This is a genomic window from Salmonella sp. 3C (assembly GCF_025426275.1).
Lineage (GTDB): Bacteria > Pseudomonadota > Gammaproteobacteria > Enterobacterales > Enterobacteriaceae > Salmonella > Salmonella enterica.
The window spans coordinates 1,498,686-1,517,272 of sequence record NZ_CP104858.1; the positions used below are offsets into that span (position 1 = coordinate 1,498,686).

Annotated in this window: 13 protein-coding genes and 1 pseudogene; 5 read left to right on the forward strand and 9 right to left on the reverse strand. The window is 55.5% G+C overall.

From position 1 onward, the window contains the following. Positions 1 to 148: 148 nt before the first annotated feature. The 6 genes from bcsC to bcsR are packed head-to-tail and all read right to left on the reverse strand — an operon-like array spanning position 149 to position 10,674. Complete coding sequence (gene bcsC / locus N7E69_RS07155; RefSeq protein WP_001225215.1) at positions 149 to 3,691, reverse strand: cellulose synthase complex outer membrane protein BcsC; 3,543 nt, start codon at positions 3,689 to 3,691, stop codon at positions 149 to 151. Continuing rightward, on the reverse strand, positions 3,673 to 4,782 hold the full coding sequence (gene bcsZ, locus N7E69_RS07160) for a cellulose synthase complex periplasmic endoglucanase BcsZ (RefSeq protein WP_000988803.1): 1,110 nt from the start codon (positions 4,780 to 4,782) through the stop codon (positions 3,673 to 3,675). The genes bcsC and bcsZ overlap by 19 nt, the downstream gene beginning before the upstream one ends. 3 nt (positions 4,783 to 4,785) lie before the next feature. Continuing rightward, the gene (bcsB, locus tag N7E69_RS07165) at positions 4,786 to 7,086 is read right to left on the reverse strand and encodes a cellulose biosynthesis cyclic di-GMP-binding regulatory protein BcsB (protein ID WP_000823816.1); all 2,301 of its coding nucleotides are present in this window, start codon (positions 7,084 to 7,086) and stop codon (positions 4,786 to 4,788) included. A gap of 10 nt (positions 7,087 to 7,096) precedes the next feature. Further along, positions 7,097 to 9,721, reverse strand: a complete 2,625-nt coding sequence (bcsA, locus tag N7E69_RS07170) for a UDP-forming cellulose synthase catalytic subunit (protein WP_001275324.1) — start codon at positions 9,719 to 9,721, stop codon at positions 7,097 to 7,099. Further along, complete coding sequence (gene bcsQ / locus N7E69_RS07175; protein ID WP_000996128.1) at positions 9,718 to 10,470, reverse strand: cellulose biosynthesis protein BcsQ; 753 nt, start codon at positions 10,468 to 10,470, stop codon at positions 9,718 to 9,720. The genes bcsA and bcsQ overlap by 4 nt, the downstream gene beginning before the upstream one ends. Then, entirely contained in the window at positions 10,471 to 10,674 is a 204-nt protein-coding gene (gene bcsR / locus N7E69_RS07180) for a cellulose biosynthesis protein BcsR (RefSeq protein ID WP_000282616.1), read from the reverse strand. It abuts the gene before it with no gap. A 244-nt stretch (positions 10,675 to 10,918) separates the two neighbouring features. Between bcsR and bcsE the strand changes: the two genes are divergently transcribed. The 3 genes from bcsE to bcsG are packed head-to-tail and all read left to right on the forward strand — an operon-like array spanning position 10,919 to position 14,354. Then, positions 10,919 to 12,490 (forward strand): cellulose biosynthesis c-di-GMP-binding protein BcsE, encoded by a 1,572-nt coding sequence (gene bcsE / locus N7E69_RS07185; RefSeq protein ID WP_001205767.1) that lies wholly within the window; start codon positions 10,919 to 10,921, stop codon positions 12,488 to 12,490. Next, positions 12,487 to 12,678: a cellulose biosynthesis protein BcsF gene (bcsF, locus tag N7E69_RS07190; protein ID WP_000988321.1), complete on the forward strand. Its 192-nt coding sequence runs from the start codon at positions 12,487 to 12,489 to the stop codon at positions 12,676 to 12,678. Before bcsE ends, bcsF begins: the two co-directional genes overlap by 4 nt. Then, positions 12,675 to 14,354 (forward strand): cellulose biosynthesis protein BcsG, encoded by a 1,680-nt coding sequence (bcsG, locus tag N7E69_RS07195; RefSeq protein WP_000192026.1) that lies wholly within the window; start codon positions 12,675 to 12,677, stop codon positions 14,352 to 14,354. Before bcsF ends, bcsG begins: the two co-directional genes overlap by 4 nt. An 81-nt stretch (positions 14,355 to 14,435) precedes the next feature. Here bcsG and N7E69_RS07200 read toward each other — a convergent pair whose 3' ends face one another. Further along, positions 14,436 to 14,543 (reverse strand): type I toxin-antitoxin system toxin Ldr family protein, encoded by a 108-nt coding sequence (locus tag N7E69_RS07200; RefSeq protein ID WP_001669334.1) that lies wholly within the window; start codon positions 14,541 to 14,543, stop codon positions 14,436 to 14,438. Between the two features lie 372 nt (positions 14,544 to 14,915). Here N7E69_RS07200 and N7E69_RS07205 point away from each other — a divergent pair. Together N7E69_RS07205 and N7E69_RS07210 are read left to right on the forward strand one after the other, a co-directional pair. Further along, a pseudogene (locus N7E69_RS07205) lies at positions 14,916 to 15,068 on the forward strand (PLP-dependent transferase); the annotation flags it as partial. 117 nt (positions 15,069 to 15,185) lie between these two features. Beyond that, positions 15,186 to 16,484 (forward strand): aromatic amino acid transport family protein, encoded by a 1,299-nt coding sequence (locus N7E69_RS07210; protein WP_001150168.1) that lies wholly within the window; start codon positions 15,186 to 15,188, stop codon positions 16,482 to 16,484. A gap of 100 nt (positions 16,485 to 16,584) precedes the next feature. Here N7E69_RS07210 and dppF read toward each other — a convergent pair whose 3' ends face one another. Continuing rightward, entirely contained in the window at positions 16,585 to 17,598 is a 1,014-nt protein-coding gene (dppF, locus tag N7E69_RS07215) for a dipeptide ABC transporter ATP-binding subunit DppF (protein ID WP_000103563.1), read from the reverse strand. Continuing rightward, positions 17,595 to 18,578 carry a dipeptide ABC transporter ATP-binding protein gene (dppD, locus tag N7E69_RS07220; protein ID WP_001196509.1) on the reverse strand — a complete coding sequence of 328 codons (984 nt, stop codon included), beginning with the start codon at positions 18,576 to 18,578 and terminating at the stop codon, positions 17,595 to 17,597. Before dppD ends, dppF begins: the two co-directional genes overlap by 4 nt. Between the last annotated feature and the right edge of the window lie 9 nt (positions 18,579 to 18,587).

Genomic DNA, 18,587 nt, shown 5'->3' on the forward strand with positions numbered 1-18,587 from the left:
CTGCCGCCTGAGTATACCCGATTGCAGCGGCATTAAGAGAGGCTGTATCTGAAAAGGACTTTTCTGAATAACGGTTAATGATAGCGTCTGATGGCGCTGCGCTTCTCAGGCCTACGACGCCTGTCAATTCGTAGGCCTGACGCAATGATTACCAGTCAGCGTAAGGCACCAGAGGCTGCGGCGGTAAATCCATATCCCCCTGCCAGCCCGCCGCGGAATAACGGACATACAGCAGCAGATGACTGGGGGTATAATCTTTCGCCTGCTGAATATCGACAGCCGTACCCACAAACCAGTTGGCAGTGACCCGGCGTTCAATGAGCGCCCGCGCGGTATAGCCAAATCCCTGGCTGCTGCCGCCGCCGTTGGTCTGGTCACGCGCATCCTCCTGATAATCCGCCGGGATCAAATTCATCAGCGGATAACGCGGCATGGTACGGTTGCGGGAGTGCGACCAGGATACCGAGCCGCCCAGCTCCCACGACCAGTTTTCCGTACGCTGCCGCCACATCACCGGCACCGCAAACGACAGGTATTCCTGCGGGCTATAATAACCGCCCTGACCCAGTGAATAACCGCTCAAATCTTTGTCGTAATGCCAGATCATGTTATTCAGCCCGACGGTAACGCGGCGGTTATTCTCGTTAATCACCTTATAGTAATAACCGGTCATCCAGCGCACGCGCCAGTTATCTTCCACATTTTTACCGCTCAACTGGTCGCCGCTGAGCGACGCCCAGACACCGTTTGCTTCGCCTTTATCATAGCTGAGACTGACGCCGCCGCCGTTGGCCCGCACGCCGCCCCATTTGGTGCCGGTATTGCTGCTGGCGTCCTTTTGCCCGCCAAACGCCAGCAGCGAGCTGGAGATCGGGCGACGATGCGCGTTCAGGGTATAACCCAACGGCCCGATATCGTCGCTATAGCTGACGCCGCCGACCACATCAACGACATTAAAGCCCATCGGCGTCGTGCCGATATCCCAGCGCCAGGTCTCATTCTGCCAGCCGACCGCCACGCTCGCGCCCGTATCGGCCTGGCTACGATGTCCGCTGCATTTCTCCAGCGTACAGGTACCCCAGTTATTATCGTATTTTCCATCCGCATCCGTAGAGAAGCGGCCAACATCCATATTCACCATATCAGTACGAAAGAACGCCCGTCCGTCCGACCAGGGCGCATCCACCTGAAGCATCGTGGTATGCGCCTTCAGATCGGAGTAGCCGCCAGTCCCGCTCGACCCCCAATAATCGTGCGCCAACGTGACATTGAGATCCTGCTGACGGTACAACTCCGCCGCATCGCTACGCACGCCGCGTTTTAGCCAGTCATCTTTTTCATCATTGCGCGTCAGGCGGGTAAAGGTATCGTTATCCAGGGGACGAACCGGCGTAATCGCCGCGGCGACCATTGCCTCTTTGTAGGTTTCCAACGCCCGCTGCGGCTCGCCCGTTTGCGCCTGAAAAGCGGCGGCGTCACGCAATACCATCGCGCTTTCCATTGATGGCGGCTGTGCTTTTGCCTGCGGCGTAATGCGGTTGAAGGTCCGCGCCGCCGCCGTGATATCGCCAAGCTGGAGCTGCGCCAGCGCGACGCGGCGCTGCATGTTAATAGAGGTGATTTGCGACGCAGGCAGCGCCGCCAGCTGAGCGCGCGCCGCAGCGTTATCGCCCTGTGCGATGTCGATTTCCACCCGCCCCAGCATGGCATCGACATTACCCGGTTCCCGCGCCAGAACGGCGTCATAAGCGGCGCGGGCCGCCGCATTATCGCCACGCTGCTGCGCCCAGTCCGCCAACGTTAACGCAATGCGCGTAGAGGGCGGCTGCTGACGTAACAACGCTTCCGCTTCGCGTTCTTTGCCGCTATCGCGCAAGCGGTTAGCGCTTTCCAGCACCTGGTTACTTTGCAATCGGCCCGCCAGTTCCTGAATATTGCTGTTCCACTGGCTGGTCGGTAGGGTATTGAGATGCGCCAGCGCCGCCCGGTCCCGATCGCTGCCGGAAAGATAAAGCCCATAAGCATAGACCTGTTCCGGATCGTTTGGCTTCTGCTGCGCCAGAGAGCGCATTTGCGCATCGGCCTGGGCGTGCTGCCCGGCCTGCCACAGATCGCGTGACAGTCGGTACGTCACCCACACGCTCCCCGGATCTAATGCCAGCCGGCGACGGTGCAGTTCTGCGGCCTGCGCCCATTTGCCCTCGCTTTCCAGCGTTTCCGCCTGCTGCGCCAGACGGTCATTTTCCAGACTGCGTTCGATATCGTCGATACTGCGCCGCTGGCTGGCGGAAAGAGAAGCGATAAACGCGGCGGCTTTTTGCGGCGACTGCTGGCGATAAAGATTCGCCAGCCCGCGTACAGCATTGGTATTACCGCTATCCATACGCAGCGTCTGCTGATAATAACGTTCGGCGGCGGCATTATCTTTGCGCGCCATCGCCACATCCCCCAGCCCCAGTACCGCGTAGCTGTCGGTGTTATCCACCGCTCGCGCCTGCTGATAGAAACGCTCCGCCTGGGCCAGATTATTCGCTTTTAAGGCCGCGTCGCCCTGCTGAATTAACAGCCAGTAGCGATTGACCTTCAGCAGGCTCTCCCACTTATCGCGGCTGCTGCTGTGCGGCGCCATCGCCAGCGCTTTTTCAAACTGCGCGACGGCGCGGGCGCGATCGCCACGCTGTGAGTATGCCTGCCCCAGCGCGCCGACCGCCTCGCTGTCGTCCTGCCGGGCGCTCACCGCCTGCTGCAATTGCGCAATGGCCTTACCGCCTTCTCCGGCATTAACCGCCGCGATGCCCTGCGAGCGCGCGCGGAACGCCGGATCGGCTAACTGTTTTTGCTGCTCGCTAAGCTGGGCGCGGGCGGCAGACACGCTATCGCCTTCGCTAAACTGCGTCAGATAGTCTTGCAACGCTTTTACGCTGGCGTCGCTCACCGGGAGAGCTTTTATCTGCTGGTACCAGATGGCGGAGGCCGCGCTGCGTCCCGTACTGGATTTCGCCATCTGTTTTAGCACCGCAAATCCCTCATCGCGCCGCCCGCTGGCGAACAACAGTTGCGCCAGCGCATTTTGCAGAGCGTTATTACCCGGACTGACGGCATTGATTTTCTGTAGCTGGTTAATCGCTTCGTGACGGCGGGCGGGCAATTTCGCCACGGTCGTCCAGTATTCGACCGCCAGTTCGCCCTCCGGCGGATAACCTTTAAACAACTTGTCGTAGCTGGCGATCGCTTGTTCAGTATGGCCGGTCGTCGCCAGTAAACGCGCCTCCTGCAAAGACTGACGTCCTTGTGGCGTGGAGAGCAGCATCGCGGTGCGGGAAGATTGATACGCCGTCGACTCCGGCGCCAGTTGCGCCAGCCGGTCAAGTAGCTTCTGTGCCCCGTCGCTATCCCCCTGGCGCAACAGATAGCGGAAACGGGCGGCGATAACCTGTGGATCATTGGGGTCGATCAGCTCCAGGCGATAGAGCGACTGACGGACTAAGTCCTCACGGTGCGTGGCCTCGCCCAGCCGAACCTGCTCCAGCAACTGTTGCTGCGCGGAGGTCGCTGCGCCGGCAAGCGGTGTTAGCACCATACCAAGCGATAAACCCAACAATGCCCGAGAAACGCCTCTTTTGCCAGGTAAAGCGTTTCGACCGCCAGCCGGCAAAAAAGCGTGCATGAGACTTAACGTGAACTTACGCATTCCTGGCCCCAGTCAGGTAATAATTCACCTTTGACGGTGAAGCGAAAACGGTGCTGATCCCAGCCTTGTCCAAAGAGAGTCAGCACATAGTTGTAATAGGCATCGCTGCCAGGAAAATGGTCTGCGACCCGCTGTCGCTGCACGGCCTGGGCGTCGCGATTTTGCAGGAAAGGCAGTAAAGCGGCGGAAAACCCGACCGGCCCCGTCCCCTGCGCATTCCCGCTGACGACATCCACTTTCTCCGGTGGAACGCCGTTTTTCATCGTTAACGTCGCCATCGGTTTAAATCGCGCCAGTAAACGCGCTTTTTGCGGATCGCCATCATGCATCATTCCCGTCCATAAATAGACGCGAATCGCATCGTAGCTACTGATCAGCGTCTTTTCCGCTTTCAACTGCCAGCCTTGCTTGCTTTCATAACGCACCCAGTCCGGCGAGAAACCTTTCGGCGCGGTTTCCAGCAAAAGCCGCAAATTGGTTTCCCGTAGCGTCGACCACGGCGCGCCAAAACGGCTAAAGTATTGCGCCAACTGCGGCGGCAGATAGCTTGGGTTAAAACGCCAGCTATTCGCCTCGGCAAAGCCGATTTTGCCAGGTAGCAGCATTGAGCCCAGCCCCGGCACATTCACGACCTCTTCGCGGGCGATGCGTTTTAGCAACGCCGTGCCCACCTCGGTATAACGCGTCTCTTTCCACAGGCGACCGGCCTCCAGCAGCGACCATGCCATCCAGATATCGCCGTCGGACGCGGAGTTGCTGTCCAGCACCGACCAGGTGTCGGGATCTTTTTGTCCCCACAGCCAGGCGGGCAGATGTTCACGCAGCGATCCCTGCGCCAGATTGTTTTGCGTCCAGTTAAACAGTTGCGCGAACGCCGGTCGATCGTTCGCCGCCAGGGCAAAGAACATGGCGTAGCTTTGCCCTTCGGAGGTGGTAATTTTTCGCGCATCGCCCGGATCGATAACGCGTCCCTGCTGGCTAATGTAATCTTTCTTGAACTGTTCCCACGCAGGCCAGCTACAGGCCGCCTGCGCATTTATTGCCGTCAGCATGACGATCATCGTTATCCATCCGCGCAGCATAGTCATCATGCGTTACTCATGGTCAGGGTCGAGACGACGGCGACTGAGAATACGTAGCAGACGCCACAATACCCACGCCAGTAATACCACACTGAGGGCCGCCAGTACCGCCAGCAGCACCGGGTGATTCGCCAGCGCATACCACAGCCGCTCAAACCACGGCAGATGTCCGACGTAATAGATATCGCCAACGCGCAGACTGTGAACGCCGGACTCGCGGATCACCGCCACGGAACCAAACATCGCGGCGCGTTTACCGCTGTCGTTCACAGCGTCGTTCAGTAGCTGGTAACCGCGCGGGCTATCAGCCAGCAGAGCAATCACGCTGCGCTGATCATTAAACGGCGACTGGAAGCCCACCACCGCCGCCATCGGGCCGCTGGCGGTGACGGTGGACTGCGCATCCGCCGCGCGATCGGCCTCATCCGGCATAATCGACGGGAAAGCGGTCTGCCGCATCGGGGTTTTTACCCAGCTTTGTGTCGCCTGCACCAACAGATCGATACGCTTATCATCTTTTAGCTTGCCCGGAATAGCGCCAATAATCAGCAGATCGGCGTCTTTGTCGGCTATCTGAGCGCTATCATCGGTGATGGTCAGATTAATTGCCGGGAAACCGGTCTGCCCGCCAATGGCACCGACCGTATTCAGCAGCGTTTCCATTTGCGCTTCGGTTGGGGTCTTCGGCATCACCGCCAGCGTGTCAGACAAGTCGGCCATCCGGCTGAACGGGAAACCCGCATTGGCGAACGCGCGTAAATCCGGCATCGCGATAAAGTGGTAATATTTCGAAAAATCGATAGTGGAGTCATCCCCTATCACCACATGATTCGGTACCGGCTGGAAGGTAATACAGTTGTCCACCGACCCGCCCGGCATCGGATTCATGTAGCGGAAGTCAAAACGTAGTTGGTTCATCGCCCCCAGTTTGAGCGCCGGAATAGACACATCTGTTTTACCATCCAGCAGTCCCTGAAGTACCGGCAAGCGCAACAGGAGTCGATTAGTTTCCTGCGTGCTGTTAAGGCTAAAGGCTTGCAGGAACTGGTTATTCAGACTGATGTCCAGTCGTGAACTGTCTTTGGTCGGCGGCGAGGTATAACGGTAGTTGAGATCCATATCAATACCGTTGCTACGCAGCAAATAGAGGTCCGGCGGCAGATTCAAAGAAACATTGATGGGCGCCGGCTCCAGCCCACTCGACTGGAGCTGCTCTTCATAGGTTTTCAGCTCGCCAAAAGTGACCGGGCGATCGGTACGCACCCAGTTCGGCGCATCATACGGTTTGCGCGCCAGCAGCGGTTTTACATCGTTGACCACCACGCTGGAACCACGGAAGAGAATATTCCCTTGCGCGATACCTTTTGCCGCTTGCAACAGGTCTTTATCATCACGGCCAAACACGACCAGCAACTTCACATACGGATTATCCGGATGGCTCATCATCTCGATAACCGGCGCGTTAACCGCAGGATGATCGCGCAGGAAATCGGGGCGTCGATCGTTGGTGGCGAACACGATCGCATTGCGATCCGGCAGGTGATTATACAACACCGGGAAGCGCTGACCGCGCCAGCCCGCCCGCGAGCCAAACCAGGACGCGACAATAGAAGCCGCCTGCTGCTGCGCCAGATCCGGCATGTCAGCAAACACTATCGGCAACGTCACCGGACGGTTATCCCGCGGCTCGAAAAACGGCACCGGGAAGTGGGACAGATCGTTATTCACCGCCAGCATGTTATAGGTCAGATCCAGGGCGCTATTTCGCCCGATGTCTAACCACAGAGTACTGCTGGCCGGATTTTCACACACGTCGCGATAGTGGCCGACAAACTCCAGCCGCACCCGGTTAAAATCGGTGATAAATAGCGGATTGATAGGTACCTGCGCCAGCGTCTTTTTCCCCAACTGCTCTTTTGTCACCGGCAGTACGCCCATCAGTTCATCATTGAGATAAACCTTGAGCTGCGACTGAACCGGCAGGAGCGACGGCGAGGGCGTATATTCCAGATTCAGCACCGCTTTCGACGCCACTTCATCGCTGCGCATACCAAATTCAATGCCGCCGTTAGGGTTAACGCCACGCAGCGCCATACTACCCGGCGGCGGCGCGATTTGCGCAAAGGTCAGCTTGACCTCGCGCGAAGGCGCGGTCTGTGCCACGACGGGCGCCTCAGTTGCGGGCGACGGCGCAGGCTCGGTGGGTTCAGCATTTATCAATGGCGGCGTAGCAGGCGCCGCCGCCGTCATGAAAGCAGGAAACGCGCTTAATCCTATTACCGCCGCACACATCCAGGACAATTTTCTTTTCATCGCATTATCATCATTGTTGAGCCTGAGCCATAACCCGATCCGACGGCTGTATCGCCGCTTGCCGCTCCGGGCGACGCGGAATAAACGATACAATCCAGGCAATTAACGCCGTCAACGATCGGAAAATTACTTTTACTGAAGGCGGCGCGAATTCCGCGAGGTGGCGATATCCGCGGAAGCCCAGCTTCAGAATATCCAGCAAGCTTTCCAGCGGTTTATCTTCCGGGAAGCTATCTTGCCAAAGCGCCCACGTATCGGCGCGAGCGAAGGTACACTGCACAAAATCAATATGTTGTTTGGTGGTGAGCGGCATCAGTTGCAGCCCGACCTCATTGCCCGTTACGCGCACCACCTGCGTTGGAAAGACATATTCCTGCTGCCCGCGTTTAAGCAACAGATTCACTTTCTGCCCTTCCAGCACCTGCGCCTGACCGTTGATCTTGATGCCTAACCCGCCGTCGGAGAAGTCATGTACGGTACAGGAGAACAAATGTCCATCTTCGCGGGCGATGGCCCCCGGCATGGCAATCTCGACCCGATGCGCGCGTCTGACCTGTTTACTCTCTACCGAAACCGCAACCGCGCCGCCGAGAATGACCAGGTTATAGAAGACCCACACCAGGCTAACGATGACGGTCAGCGTTTCATTTTCCGGCCCGTAATAGTATCGCCATACGCCCGCCGCCACGCCGAGCAGGTTAAGCAAGACAAGGAAGATATACGGACGCGAGATTACCCAGTCGACGTACTTCTCTTCCACCAGCCCGCCTTTCGCCGTGACGTTAAATTTCCCTTTGTGCGGATTGATCAACGCGACCAGAGTCGGCGGTGCGATATACCATGCCAGTACCGTTTCATAGATTTCACTCCAGAAAGAGTGACGATACTTGCCCTGAATCTTCGAGTTAGTCAGGCTGGCGTGGACCATGTGCGGTATCACAAATAGCGCAATCATCAACGCAGGCGCATAAATGATATAGGCGTGCAGCAGCAGAAAAGCCAGCGGCGCGGTCAGAAAGATCAGGCGCGGAATGCCGGACAAGAAATGGAACATCGCGTTGAGGTAGCACAGCCGCTGCGCCAGTTTTAAGCCTTTACCAAACAGAGGGTTATCGAGGCGGAAAATTTGCACCATGCCCCGCGCCCAACGAATACGCTGCCCGATATGCGCCGACAGGCTTTCCGTCGCCAGCCCCGCCGCCTGCGGAATGCGCATATACGCTGAGGTATAACCTCGCCGGTGCAGCCGGAGCGAAGTATGCGCATCTTCCGTCACCGTCTCAACGGCGATACCGCCAATCTCATCCAGCGGCTTACGGCGAATCACCGCGCACGATCCGCAAAAGAAAGTGGCGTCCCACATATCGTTACCGTCCTGTACCAGTCCGTAAAACAGCGTGCCTTCGTTAGGCGTTTTACGAAAACGTCCCAGGTTGCGCTCAAACGGGTCCGGGGAGAAGAAATGATGCGGCGTCTGCATCATCGCCAGCTGTTTTTCTTTCAGGAACCAGCCCATTGTCATTTGCAGAAACGAGCGTGTCGGCACATGGTCGCAATCGAAGATCGCCACAAACTCGCCTTTCGCGTGTTTTAGCGCATTGTTGATGTTGCCGGCTTTGGCGTGTTCATGCGTGGCGCGGGCAATGTAATGCACGCCAACATGTCGGGCAAAATGACGAAATGATTCACGCCCGCCGTCATCAAGGATCCAGATATTCAGCTTGTCCTTCGGCCAGTCAATGCCAAGCGAAGCATAAATGGTATTTTTGACCACATTAAGGTCTTCGTTATAGGTCGGTACAAAAATATCCACCGTCGGCCACTGCGACATTTCTTTCGGCAACGGCACCGGTTGACGATTTAACGGCCACACCACCTGGAAGTACCCCAGCACCAGCACAATCCAGGCGTAGGTTTCCGCAAACAGCAGAATCAGCCCGCACACCAGACTGACCGGGTCGTCCCAATTTAGCGTCGAGGTATAGCGCCACCAGATATAACGACAGGAGACCGTTAGCGACAGCACGATGAGCATCAGCGCGGAAAAGCGTCCCGGCATACGTCGTACCAACAGCGCAACGCCCCACAGCAACAGCAGAAAGATAAATTGCGATAGCGGGTTAAATGGCTGCGTAATACAGATCAGCGCCAGTATCAGTGAAAAGGTCACGATAACGCCCAGAATAAAACGCCGGGCACCGTTGCTAAGATGTCCCAGCTCTTTTTCCTTTTCCAGGTGCGTTGTCTTTTGGCGCACCCGTTCCGGTAAGGTATCCATCCATTGATGGTAACGTCCACGAACGTCCTTCAGGCGCGCAAATGACCGCCAGCGCGGTTCATGACGTTCTTTAGTCGACGAGATCATCACCAGCCAGAGGGTCTGAATGAGGTAACGGGCCGGGTCCAGCGGGCGCGGGCGGGCGGCGTTAATATGCGGATAAAGTGCTTTATGCTCGTCGCGAATACGCTGCCAGCGCGGATGCTCAAGCGGAAAAACTATCCACGCCAGAATCATCCACAGGCAGCCGAGCGCTGCGCTAAACGGCGACGCGCCGTGGCGGCGGTAACCCTGATAGCGCTCGCTCAAACGCGCGCTAACCGGCGGGATAAGCAGCCACCGGGAAAGGGCGCTCATCGCAGGCTCCCGGCGGACGTTTTGTCGCCCGCATCATGCAGCGGGCACCAGTTCGCCAGCGTTAACACCTCTTCGGCAGCTAACGAATCGCTGCGATATTCGCCTAACGGCTGTTTCGACGCCATGCACTCCGCCATCGCCTCATCGCGATGGATCACAATGGGCAGCAACCGGCGCTGGCTTTGCAGCCAGACCTGGTACAGATCGTCCTGTAACTGACTGCCAATGCGTAAGTCATTGATCAGAATATGCGCTCCGGCAGGCAACGCCTGCTGATGAAGGCGAATATGGCAGTTAGCGTCAACCCGGGCTACCGCCAGCGTATGGTCGCAGAGGCTCACCAGCTGCCGTGTCAGCGGTGACGCGCCGTAGGGCAAGTCCAGTAAAATCCAGCTATAACGCCCGCTCGCTTTCAGCGCCTGGATAGCCGATCCGATCTCTCCCAGCGTCTCCTGCCAGGACTGCGGATTTTCCCGCTCTTGCGCGGTGAGCTGTCCAAACGGCAGTAGATCAAGCTGTGAGGTATAACGTAATCCGGCATCGCGCCAGTCCTGGCCGTCCAGCAACGATCGCGCCCAACCGCCCTGATGGACGAAGTCGACGTTAAACGACATGCGCAGCAGGTTATCGGGGCTGGCGTCAATCACCAGGACATTTTCCCCTAAGATTTGTAACGCCCAGGCGAGTGCTGCGGTGAGAGATGTGGTTCCCACCCCGCCGCGCACGCCCTGCAGTCCCAGAATCGCCATTCATGGCTTCCTTAATGAATGTGGTTGCGCAAATTCAGCCAGGAGCGGCCATCTTTTAATCGCCGCCGCCAACTGTTCGCGTTGGGAAATATCGGTATAATCTATTTCGGGTAGTGAAAACGCCTGGCTTAATGCCAGAAAATCATTTTGAAAAGTGTAGCCCAACGTTGGATCGGACTGAGCGCCAGGTTCATTGTTATACATTCTGGTTGCTCCTTTTTAAATATTTCTCACTGGCAGCATTACGCCCCGTCGTCAATACGGGAGAACGCGCATTTTTCATCTTTCCGTGACATCATTTATAATGTGTAAAAATGCAAAGCGCAGAGTTACAGGGCATCCTGCCGGGCAAATTGATTCACATGCTAAATCTGATGCGTTTTAATTTCAATGTTAGGTTTATTTCTGTGCTTTCGCTAGTAAACTGATAAACAGTTAAAATAGTGACATGAGGGACACTGTGGACCCCGTATTTTCTCTCGGCATCTCATCATTATGGGATGAACTGCGCCATATGCCAACCGGCGGCGTCTGGTGGGTTAACGCCGATCGCCAGCAAGATGCCATCAGCCTGGTGAATCAAACGATTGCGTCACAAACGGAGAATGCAAATGTCGCCGTCATCGGCATGGAAGGCGATCCTGGCAAAGTAATCAAATTAGATGAATCTCACGGTCCGGAGAAAATCCGCTTATTTACCATGCCGGATTCAGAAAAAGGGCTATACTCTTTGCCCCACGATTTGCTTTGTTCTGTTAACCCGACGCATTACTTTTTCATTCTTATTTGTGCAAATAACACGTGGCGGAATATAACGTCAGAAAGCCTGCATAAATGGCTGGAAAAAATGAATAAATGGACTCGTTTTCATCACTGTTCATTGTTGGTTATTAACCCTTGTAATAATAGCGATAAACAGTCCTCGTTGTTGATGGGCGAGTATCGCTCACTTTTCGGCCTCGCCAGTTTACGTTTTCAGGGCGACCAACATTTGTTCGATATTGCCTTCTGGTGTAACGAAAAAGGCGTCAGCGCCCGACAGCAGTTATTGCTGTGTCAGCAGGACGAACGCTGGACGCTATCCCATCAGGAGGAGACGGCAATTCAGCCGCGTAGCGACGAAAAACGCATTCTTAGCCACGTCGCCGTCCTTGAAGGCGCGCCGCCGCTCTCGGAACACTGGACGCTTTTCGACAATAACGAAGCGCTATTCAACGACGCGCGCACGGCGCAGGCCGCGACAATTATTTTTTCGCTTACACAGAACAACCAAATCGAGCCGCTTGCTCGTCGCATTCATACTTTGCGGCGCCAGCGGGGAAGCGCGCTGAAAATTGTCGTGCGCGAAAATATCGCCAGTTTGCGCGCCACCGATGAGCGCCTGCTGCTGGGCTGCGGCGCGAATATGATCATTCCCTGGAACGCCCCGCTTTCACGCTGCCTGACGCTTATTGAAAGCGTGCAGGGACAGCAGTTCAGCCGTTACGTACCGGAAGACATCACCACGCTACTGTCAATGACGCAGCCGTTGAAACTGCGCGGTTTTCAGCCGTGGGATATCTTCTGCGATGCCATCCATACGATGATGAGCAACACCCTGCTCCCCGCCGACGGGAAAGGCGTTCTGGTCGCGCTGCGCCCGGTGCCGGGCATTCGGGTTGAGCAGGCGTTAACATTATGTCGGCCAAACCGAACCGGCGATATTATGACCATCGGCGGCAACCGTCTGGTGCTGTTTTTATCATTCTGCCGGGTCAACGATCTGGATACCGCGTTAAACCATATTTTCCCTTTGCCGACGGGCGATATTTTCTCTAATCGTATGGTCTGGTTCGAAGATAAACAAATCAGCGCCGAGCTGGTGCAGATGCGCTTATTGTCGCCGGAACTGTGGGGAACGCCGCTACCGCTGGCAAAACGCGCCGACCCGGTAATAAATGCCGAACACGATGGCCGCATCTGGCGTCGTATTCCTGAACCCCTGCGATTGCTCGACGACACCGCGGAGCGTGCATCATGATGACCATCAGCGATATCGTGCAAATTATTCTTTTTTGCGCGCTGATTTTCTTTCCGCTGGGGTATCTGGCGCGTCATTCGCTACGCCGTATCAGTGATACGACCCGGCTGCTATTTGCCAAACCTCGTTATGTAAAACCAGCCGGAACTCTGCGCCGCGCTACGAAAGTCAAGGCAGACAAAAAATGACTCAGCATACTCAAACTCCATCAATGCCTTCTCCGCTCTGGCAGTACTGGCGCGGTCTTTCCGGCTGGAACTTCTATTTTCTGGTCAAGTTTGGCCTGCTGTGGGCAGGCTATCTGAATTTTCATCCTTTACTGAATCTGGTATTCATGGCGTTTCTGCTCATGCCAATACCAAAGTATCGCCTTCACCGGTTGCGCCACTGGATTGCCATTCCCGTCGGCTTCGCGCTGTTCTGGCACGATACCTGGCTGCCCGGCCCGCAAAGCATTATGAGCCAGGGGACGCAGGTGGCGGAATTCAGCTCCGGTTATCTGCTCGATCTGATCGCCCGTTTTATTAACTGGCAAATGATCGGCGCCATCTTCGTACTGCTGGTTGCCTGGCTTTTTTTATCACAGTGGATTCGGGTCACGGTGTTTGTGGTCGCCATCATGGTATGGCTGAATGTCCTGACATTAACCGGCCCGGTTTTTACGCTGTGGCCGGCAGGCCAGCCAACCGATACGGTGACGACAACTGGCGGTAACGCGGCCGCTACCGTCGCGACAGCGGGCGATAAGCCGGTCATCGGCGATATGCCTGCGCAAACCGCGCCGCCGACGACCGCGAATCTGAACGCCTGGTTGAACACCTTCTATGCCGCGGAAGAAAAGCGGAAAACGACGTTCCCGGCGCAACTTCCGCCTGATGCGCAGCCGTTCGACCTATTGGTCATCAATATTTGTTCGCTCTCCTGGTCGGATGTCGAAGCGGCAGGCCTGATGTCACATCCGCTATGGTCGCACTTTGACATTTTGTTTAAACACTTTAATTCCGGTACGTCTTACAGCGGCCCGGCGGCCATTCGTCTGCTACGCGCCAGCTGTGGTCAACCTTCGCATACCCGACTTTATCAACCAGCCAATAACGAATGTTATCTGTTTGATAATCTGGCGAAACTGGGCTTTACTCAGCATCTGATGATGGATCATAACGGTGAATTTGGCGGCTTCCTGAAAGAAGTTCGCGAAAACGGCGGTATGCAGAGCGAACTGATGAACCAGTCCGGCCTGCCAACCGCCCTGCTGTCATTCGACGGCTCGCCGGTATATGACGATCTGGCGGTCCTGAACCGCTGGTTGACAGGGGAAGAACGTGAAGCCAATTCCCGCTCCGCGACTTTCTTTAACCTGCTGCCGCTGCACGATGGCAACCACTTCCCCGGCGTCAGCAAAACGGCGGATTATAAAATCCGCGCGCAGAAACTGTTCGATGAACTGGACGCCTTCTTCACCGAACTGGAGAAATCCGGGCGTAAGGTGATGGTGGTCGTCGTACCGGAGCACGGCGGCGCGCTGAAGGGCGACAGAATGCAGATCTCAGGCCTGCGCGATATTCCCAGCCCCTCCATCACCAACGTCCCGGCGGGCGTGAAATTTTTTGGCATGAAAGCCCCGCATGAGGGCGCGCCGATTGATATTAACCAGCCGAGCAGCTACCTGGCGATTTCCGAACTGGTCGTACGCGCCGTGGACGGTAAGCTCTTTACCGAAGACAGTGTGAACTGGAACAAGCTGACCAGCAATCTGCCGCAAACCGCGCCGGTTTCAGAAAACGCTAATGCGGTGGTGATTCAGTATCAGGGTAAGCCCTACGTTCGTCTGAATGGCGGCGACTGGGTGCCTTACCCGCAGTAAACCGAAAAAGGCCGCAAGGTTTCCCCTGCGGCCTGGTTCGGGCGCATGTTGCCATTACGGCGGACAGACGCTCAAAACGCGTTACTTCCTGTCACGTAGCCAGTTGACGATCACACTGGCGATAATGCCAGCAATGATCGGCGCTGCCAGATCGTGCCAGAAGACCACGCCCAACTGCGTAAGCGTCATATAGCCGCCTTGTTGCAATGGCAACCGTTCGCGGCTATCCTTAAAGTGTTTGGGTTCAAGTTAGCCCCCGTCAGGTTGCCAAGTTTATACCAGTCAACGTGCGGGGGTTTTCTCTATCCAGCAACCTATGCCGCCGGGGATCAACCCCCCGCAACATTGCGCCTCACCGGGTAAACCCGGCTTGCTGCTGATATTACGGCAAAATCCCCGTCCCGGCACGGCGCTAACGTGCAATCTGCGTGACGCTTCGCAGACGATTACTTTTATTTGCCAGAATACATTCAGCATTTCTGAGGCTGGCAGTCAGCCGCTCAATTCTGTAAATTATGCCTCCTCGCGGCCAGTCCCGGTGATACCGAAACCCTCGTTCAGCATCCTGCGTCTATGACATATTCGCCTGTTGCGCCAGAGGAATGGCTAAAAGCAGGTATTACCGACGAACTTATCCGTCTTTCAGCGGGACCTGAAGATCCCGACGATATTATTCATGACCTTGAACGCGCCAGCAGAAAAGCAGCATTCTGACGATTGCTCGGCGAACCGCTGTCACCGGTTTGCCGCATCGGGTATCAAGGCACTATAGCCTGGTTATAGGCAGCATTCTTTATGAGAGAGCTGCCTATATTTTGGGCAGGGGGCTCTATGCAGGACGACACATTACCATTAAATAACAGTAACGCTACGACCACACCGCTTTCAACGAGATTACCGTTTACAAAATATGATTTTGGCTGGGTGCTCTTGTGTATCGGTATGGCGATCGGCGCAGGTACCGTCTTAATGCCAGTGCAAATCGGTCTCAAGGGGATCTGGGTATTTATTACCGCTTTTATCATCGCCTATCCCGCTACCTATATTGTGCAGGATATTTATCTAAAAACGTTATCTGAAAGCGAAACCTGTGACGATTATACGGATATTATCAGTCACTATCTTGGCAAAAACTGGGGCATTTTTCTCGGTGTAATCTATTTTCTTATGATTATCCACGGGGTGTTTATTTATTCCCTGTCGGTGGTGTTTGATAGCGCCTCCTATATCAAAACCTTCGGCCTTACTGAGGTCGATCTTTCGCAGTCTATTATCTATAAAGTCGCGATTTTCGCCGTGCTGGTGGCGATTGCCTCCGGCGGGGAAAAGTTATTATTTAAAATTTCCGGCCCGATGGTGGTGGTAAAAGTCGGGATCATTCTGATATTCGGTTTCGCTATGATCCCACACTGGAATCTTGATAATATTTCCGCCTTTCCCGCCGCATCGGTTTTCTTTCGCGACGTACTGCTCACTATCCCATTTTGCTTCTTTTCTGCGGTCTTCATTCAGGTGCTAAACCCAATGAACATCGCCTATCGTAAGCGCGAGCCTGACCGTGTGCTGGCCACCCGGATGGCGATTCGCACGCATCGCATTAGCTATATTACGCTGATTGCCATTATTCTCTTTTTCTCGTTCTCGTTTACCTTTTCGATTAGCCATGAAGAGGCGGTATCAGCGTTCGAGCAGAATATTTCCGCCCTTGCGCTGGCAGCTCAGGTAATCCCTGGCCATATCATCCACATTACCTCTACCATCCTCAATATTTTTGCCGTACTTACCGCGTTCTTTGGTATTTATTTAGGTTTTCACGAAGCGCTTAAAGGTATTGTACTGAATGTATTGAGTCGTATTATGGATGTCAAAAACGTCAACCCACTGTTACTGACATCTGGTATCTGTGTCTTTATCGTGGTTACTCTGGTTATCTGGGTTTCGTTTCGCGTCTCAGTATTGGTCTTTTTCCAGTTAGGCAGTCCGCTTTATGGCATTGTCGCGTGTATTATTCCTTTTTTCCTGATTTATAAAGTAGCGCAACTGGAAAAATTACGCGGCCTGAAAACCTGGCTTATTCTGTTATATGGAATATTGTTGTGCCTGTCGCCGTTATTAAAATTGATTGAATAAGTCGTACCGGAGAGCCATGCCCGGTGGCGCTACGCTTACCAGGCCTACAGGTACGGTGTAGGCTTGATAAGGCGCAGCCGCCATCCGGCATAAAACGCAATTAACTCAACGGTTTCTGCGGGTTTTCATCCTGATCGACGGCAAAGCAGGCCACCAACTGGCCGTCGTACTCTTTAAGCTGCGGCTGTAACTGCGTACAGGGTCCGAAGCGACGGCTGCAGCGGGCGTTGAAGGCGCAGCCCGGCGGCGGGTTCAGCGGACTCGGCAACTCGCCGGTCAGCTTAATCCGCTCACGGCGATCGTCCGGATTCAGCCGCGGCGTGGCGGAGAGCAACGCCTGGGTATAGGGATGACGTGGATTGTTAAAAATCTGCTCTTTGGTCCCTTTCTCCACGCAGCGGCCTAAGTACATGACCATCACTTCATCGGCGATGTGTTCCACCACCGACAGGTCGTGCGAGATAAAGACATAAGACAGCCCCATATCCTGTTGCAAATCCATCATCAGGTTCAGCACCTGGGCGCGCACCGACACGTCGAGCGCGGAGACCGGTTCGTCGGCAATCACTACGTCCGGATCAAGCATCAGACCGCGGGCGATAGCGATACGCTGACGCTGGCCGCCGGAGAACATATGCGGATAGCGGTCGTAGTGCTCGGTTTTCAGCCCCACCTTCGCCATCATCGCCAGCGCTTTTTCACGACGCTGCGCTTTACTCAGGCTGGTATTGATCAGCAACGGCTCTTCCAGAATTTGCCCCACTTTCTTGCGTGGGTTCAGGGAACCGTAGGGGTTCTGAAACACAATCTGAATTTTCTGCCGCCGCAGTTTCTGCGCGTGCGGATCGTGTTTGAGCAGATCCTGCCCCTGGTAATAAAGCTCGCCGCCGGTTGGCGTTTCAATCATCGTCAGCAGGCGGCCCAGTGTGGATTTTCCACAACCGGACTCCCCCACTACCGCCAGCGTTTTACCGCGTTCGAGATTAAACGACACGCCATCCAGCGCTTTTACCAGCCGTTCCGGAGAAAAGATCCCCTTCTTCACCGGATAGTGTTTTTTCAGGTCGATAGCCCGCAACAGCGGCTGTTGCAAGGTGGCCTCATGCGTACTCATAGTGTGGGCCTCCCGGCATCATCGAGTGGGTAATGACATTTTGACTGACGTCCATCGTCCAGTTGGTTGAGAGCAGGTTCTTCCGCACGACATCTGTCCGTGGCGTAGGGGCAGCGAGGGTTAAGCAGACAACCCGTCGGTCGGTCATATTTCCCCGGCACCACGCCCGGCAGCGACGCCAGACGCGCTTTATCTTGCGCAAACTCTGGTAACGCACGTAGCAATGCCTGGGTATACGGATGACGCGGCGCGCGGAAAATATCCTGCGCAGCGCCGGTTTCGACGACCTGCCCGGCGTACATGACGATAATTTTGTGCGCCGCTTCCGCCACCAGCGCCAGGTCATGGGTAATCAGCACCAGCGCCATGTTCTCTTTTTGCTGCAACTCCAGCAGCAGCTCAATGATTTGCGCCTGAATGGTCACATCCAGCGCCGTGGTCGGTTCATCAGCAATTAACAGCTTTGGTCGACAGGCTATGGCCATCGCAATCATCACGCGCTGACTCATGCCGCCAGAAAGCTGGTGCGGATAGACATCCAGACGAGAAGCCGGATCGGGAATACCCACCTGGTTCAACAGGTCAATCGCTCGCTGACGACGGGTTTTCTTGTTCCCGCCCTGATGTACCTTGATGGCTTCCATAATCTGAAAGCCAACGGTATAGCAAGGATTGAGGCTGGTCATCGGGTCCTGGAAAATCATCGCCACTTCAGCACCCACCAGGTTGCGACGTTCCTTCTCGGAAATGCGCTTCAGATCCTGTCCGTTAAAGAGCAGGTTTTCCGCCATCACGCGGCCTGGGTAATCGATAAGCCCCATAATCGCCAGCGAGCTGACGGATTTGCCGGAACCAGACTCGCCGACAATCCCGACCACCTCACCCTGCTTCACGCTGTAGCTAATGCGGTCGACGGCTTTGAACGGTGTCCCTTCGTCGCCGAAGTGCACCGATAATTGATCTACATTTAATAACGCCATCTCGAACCT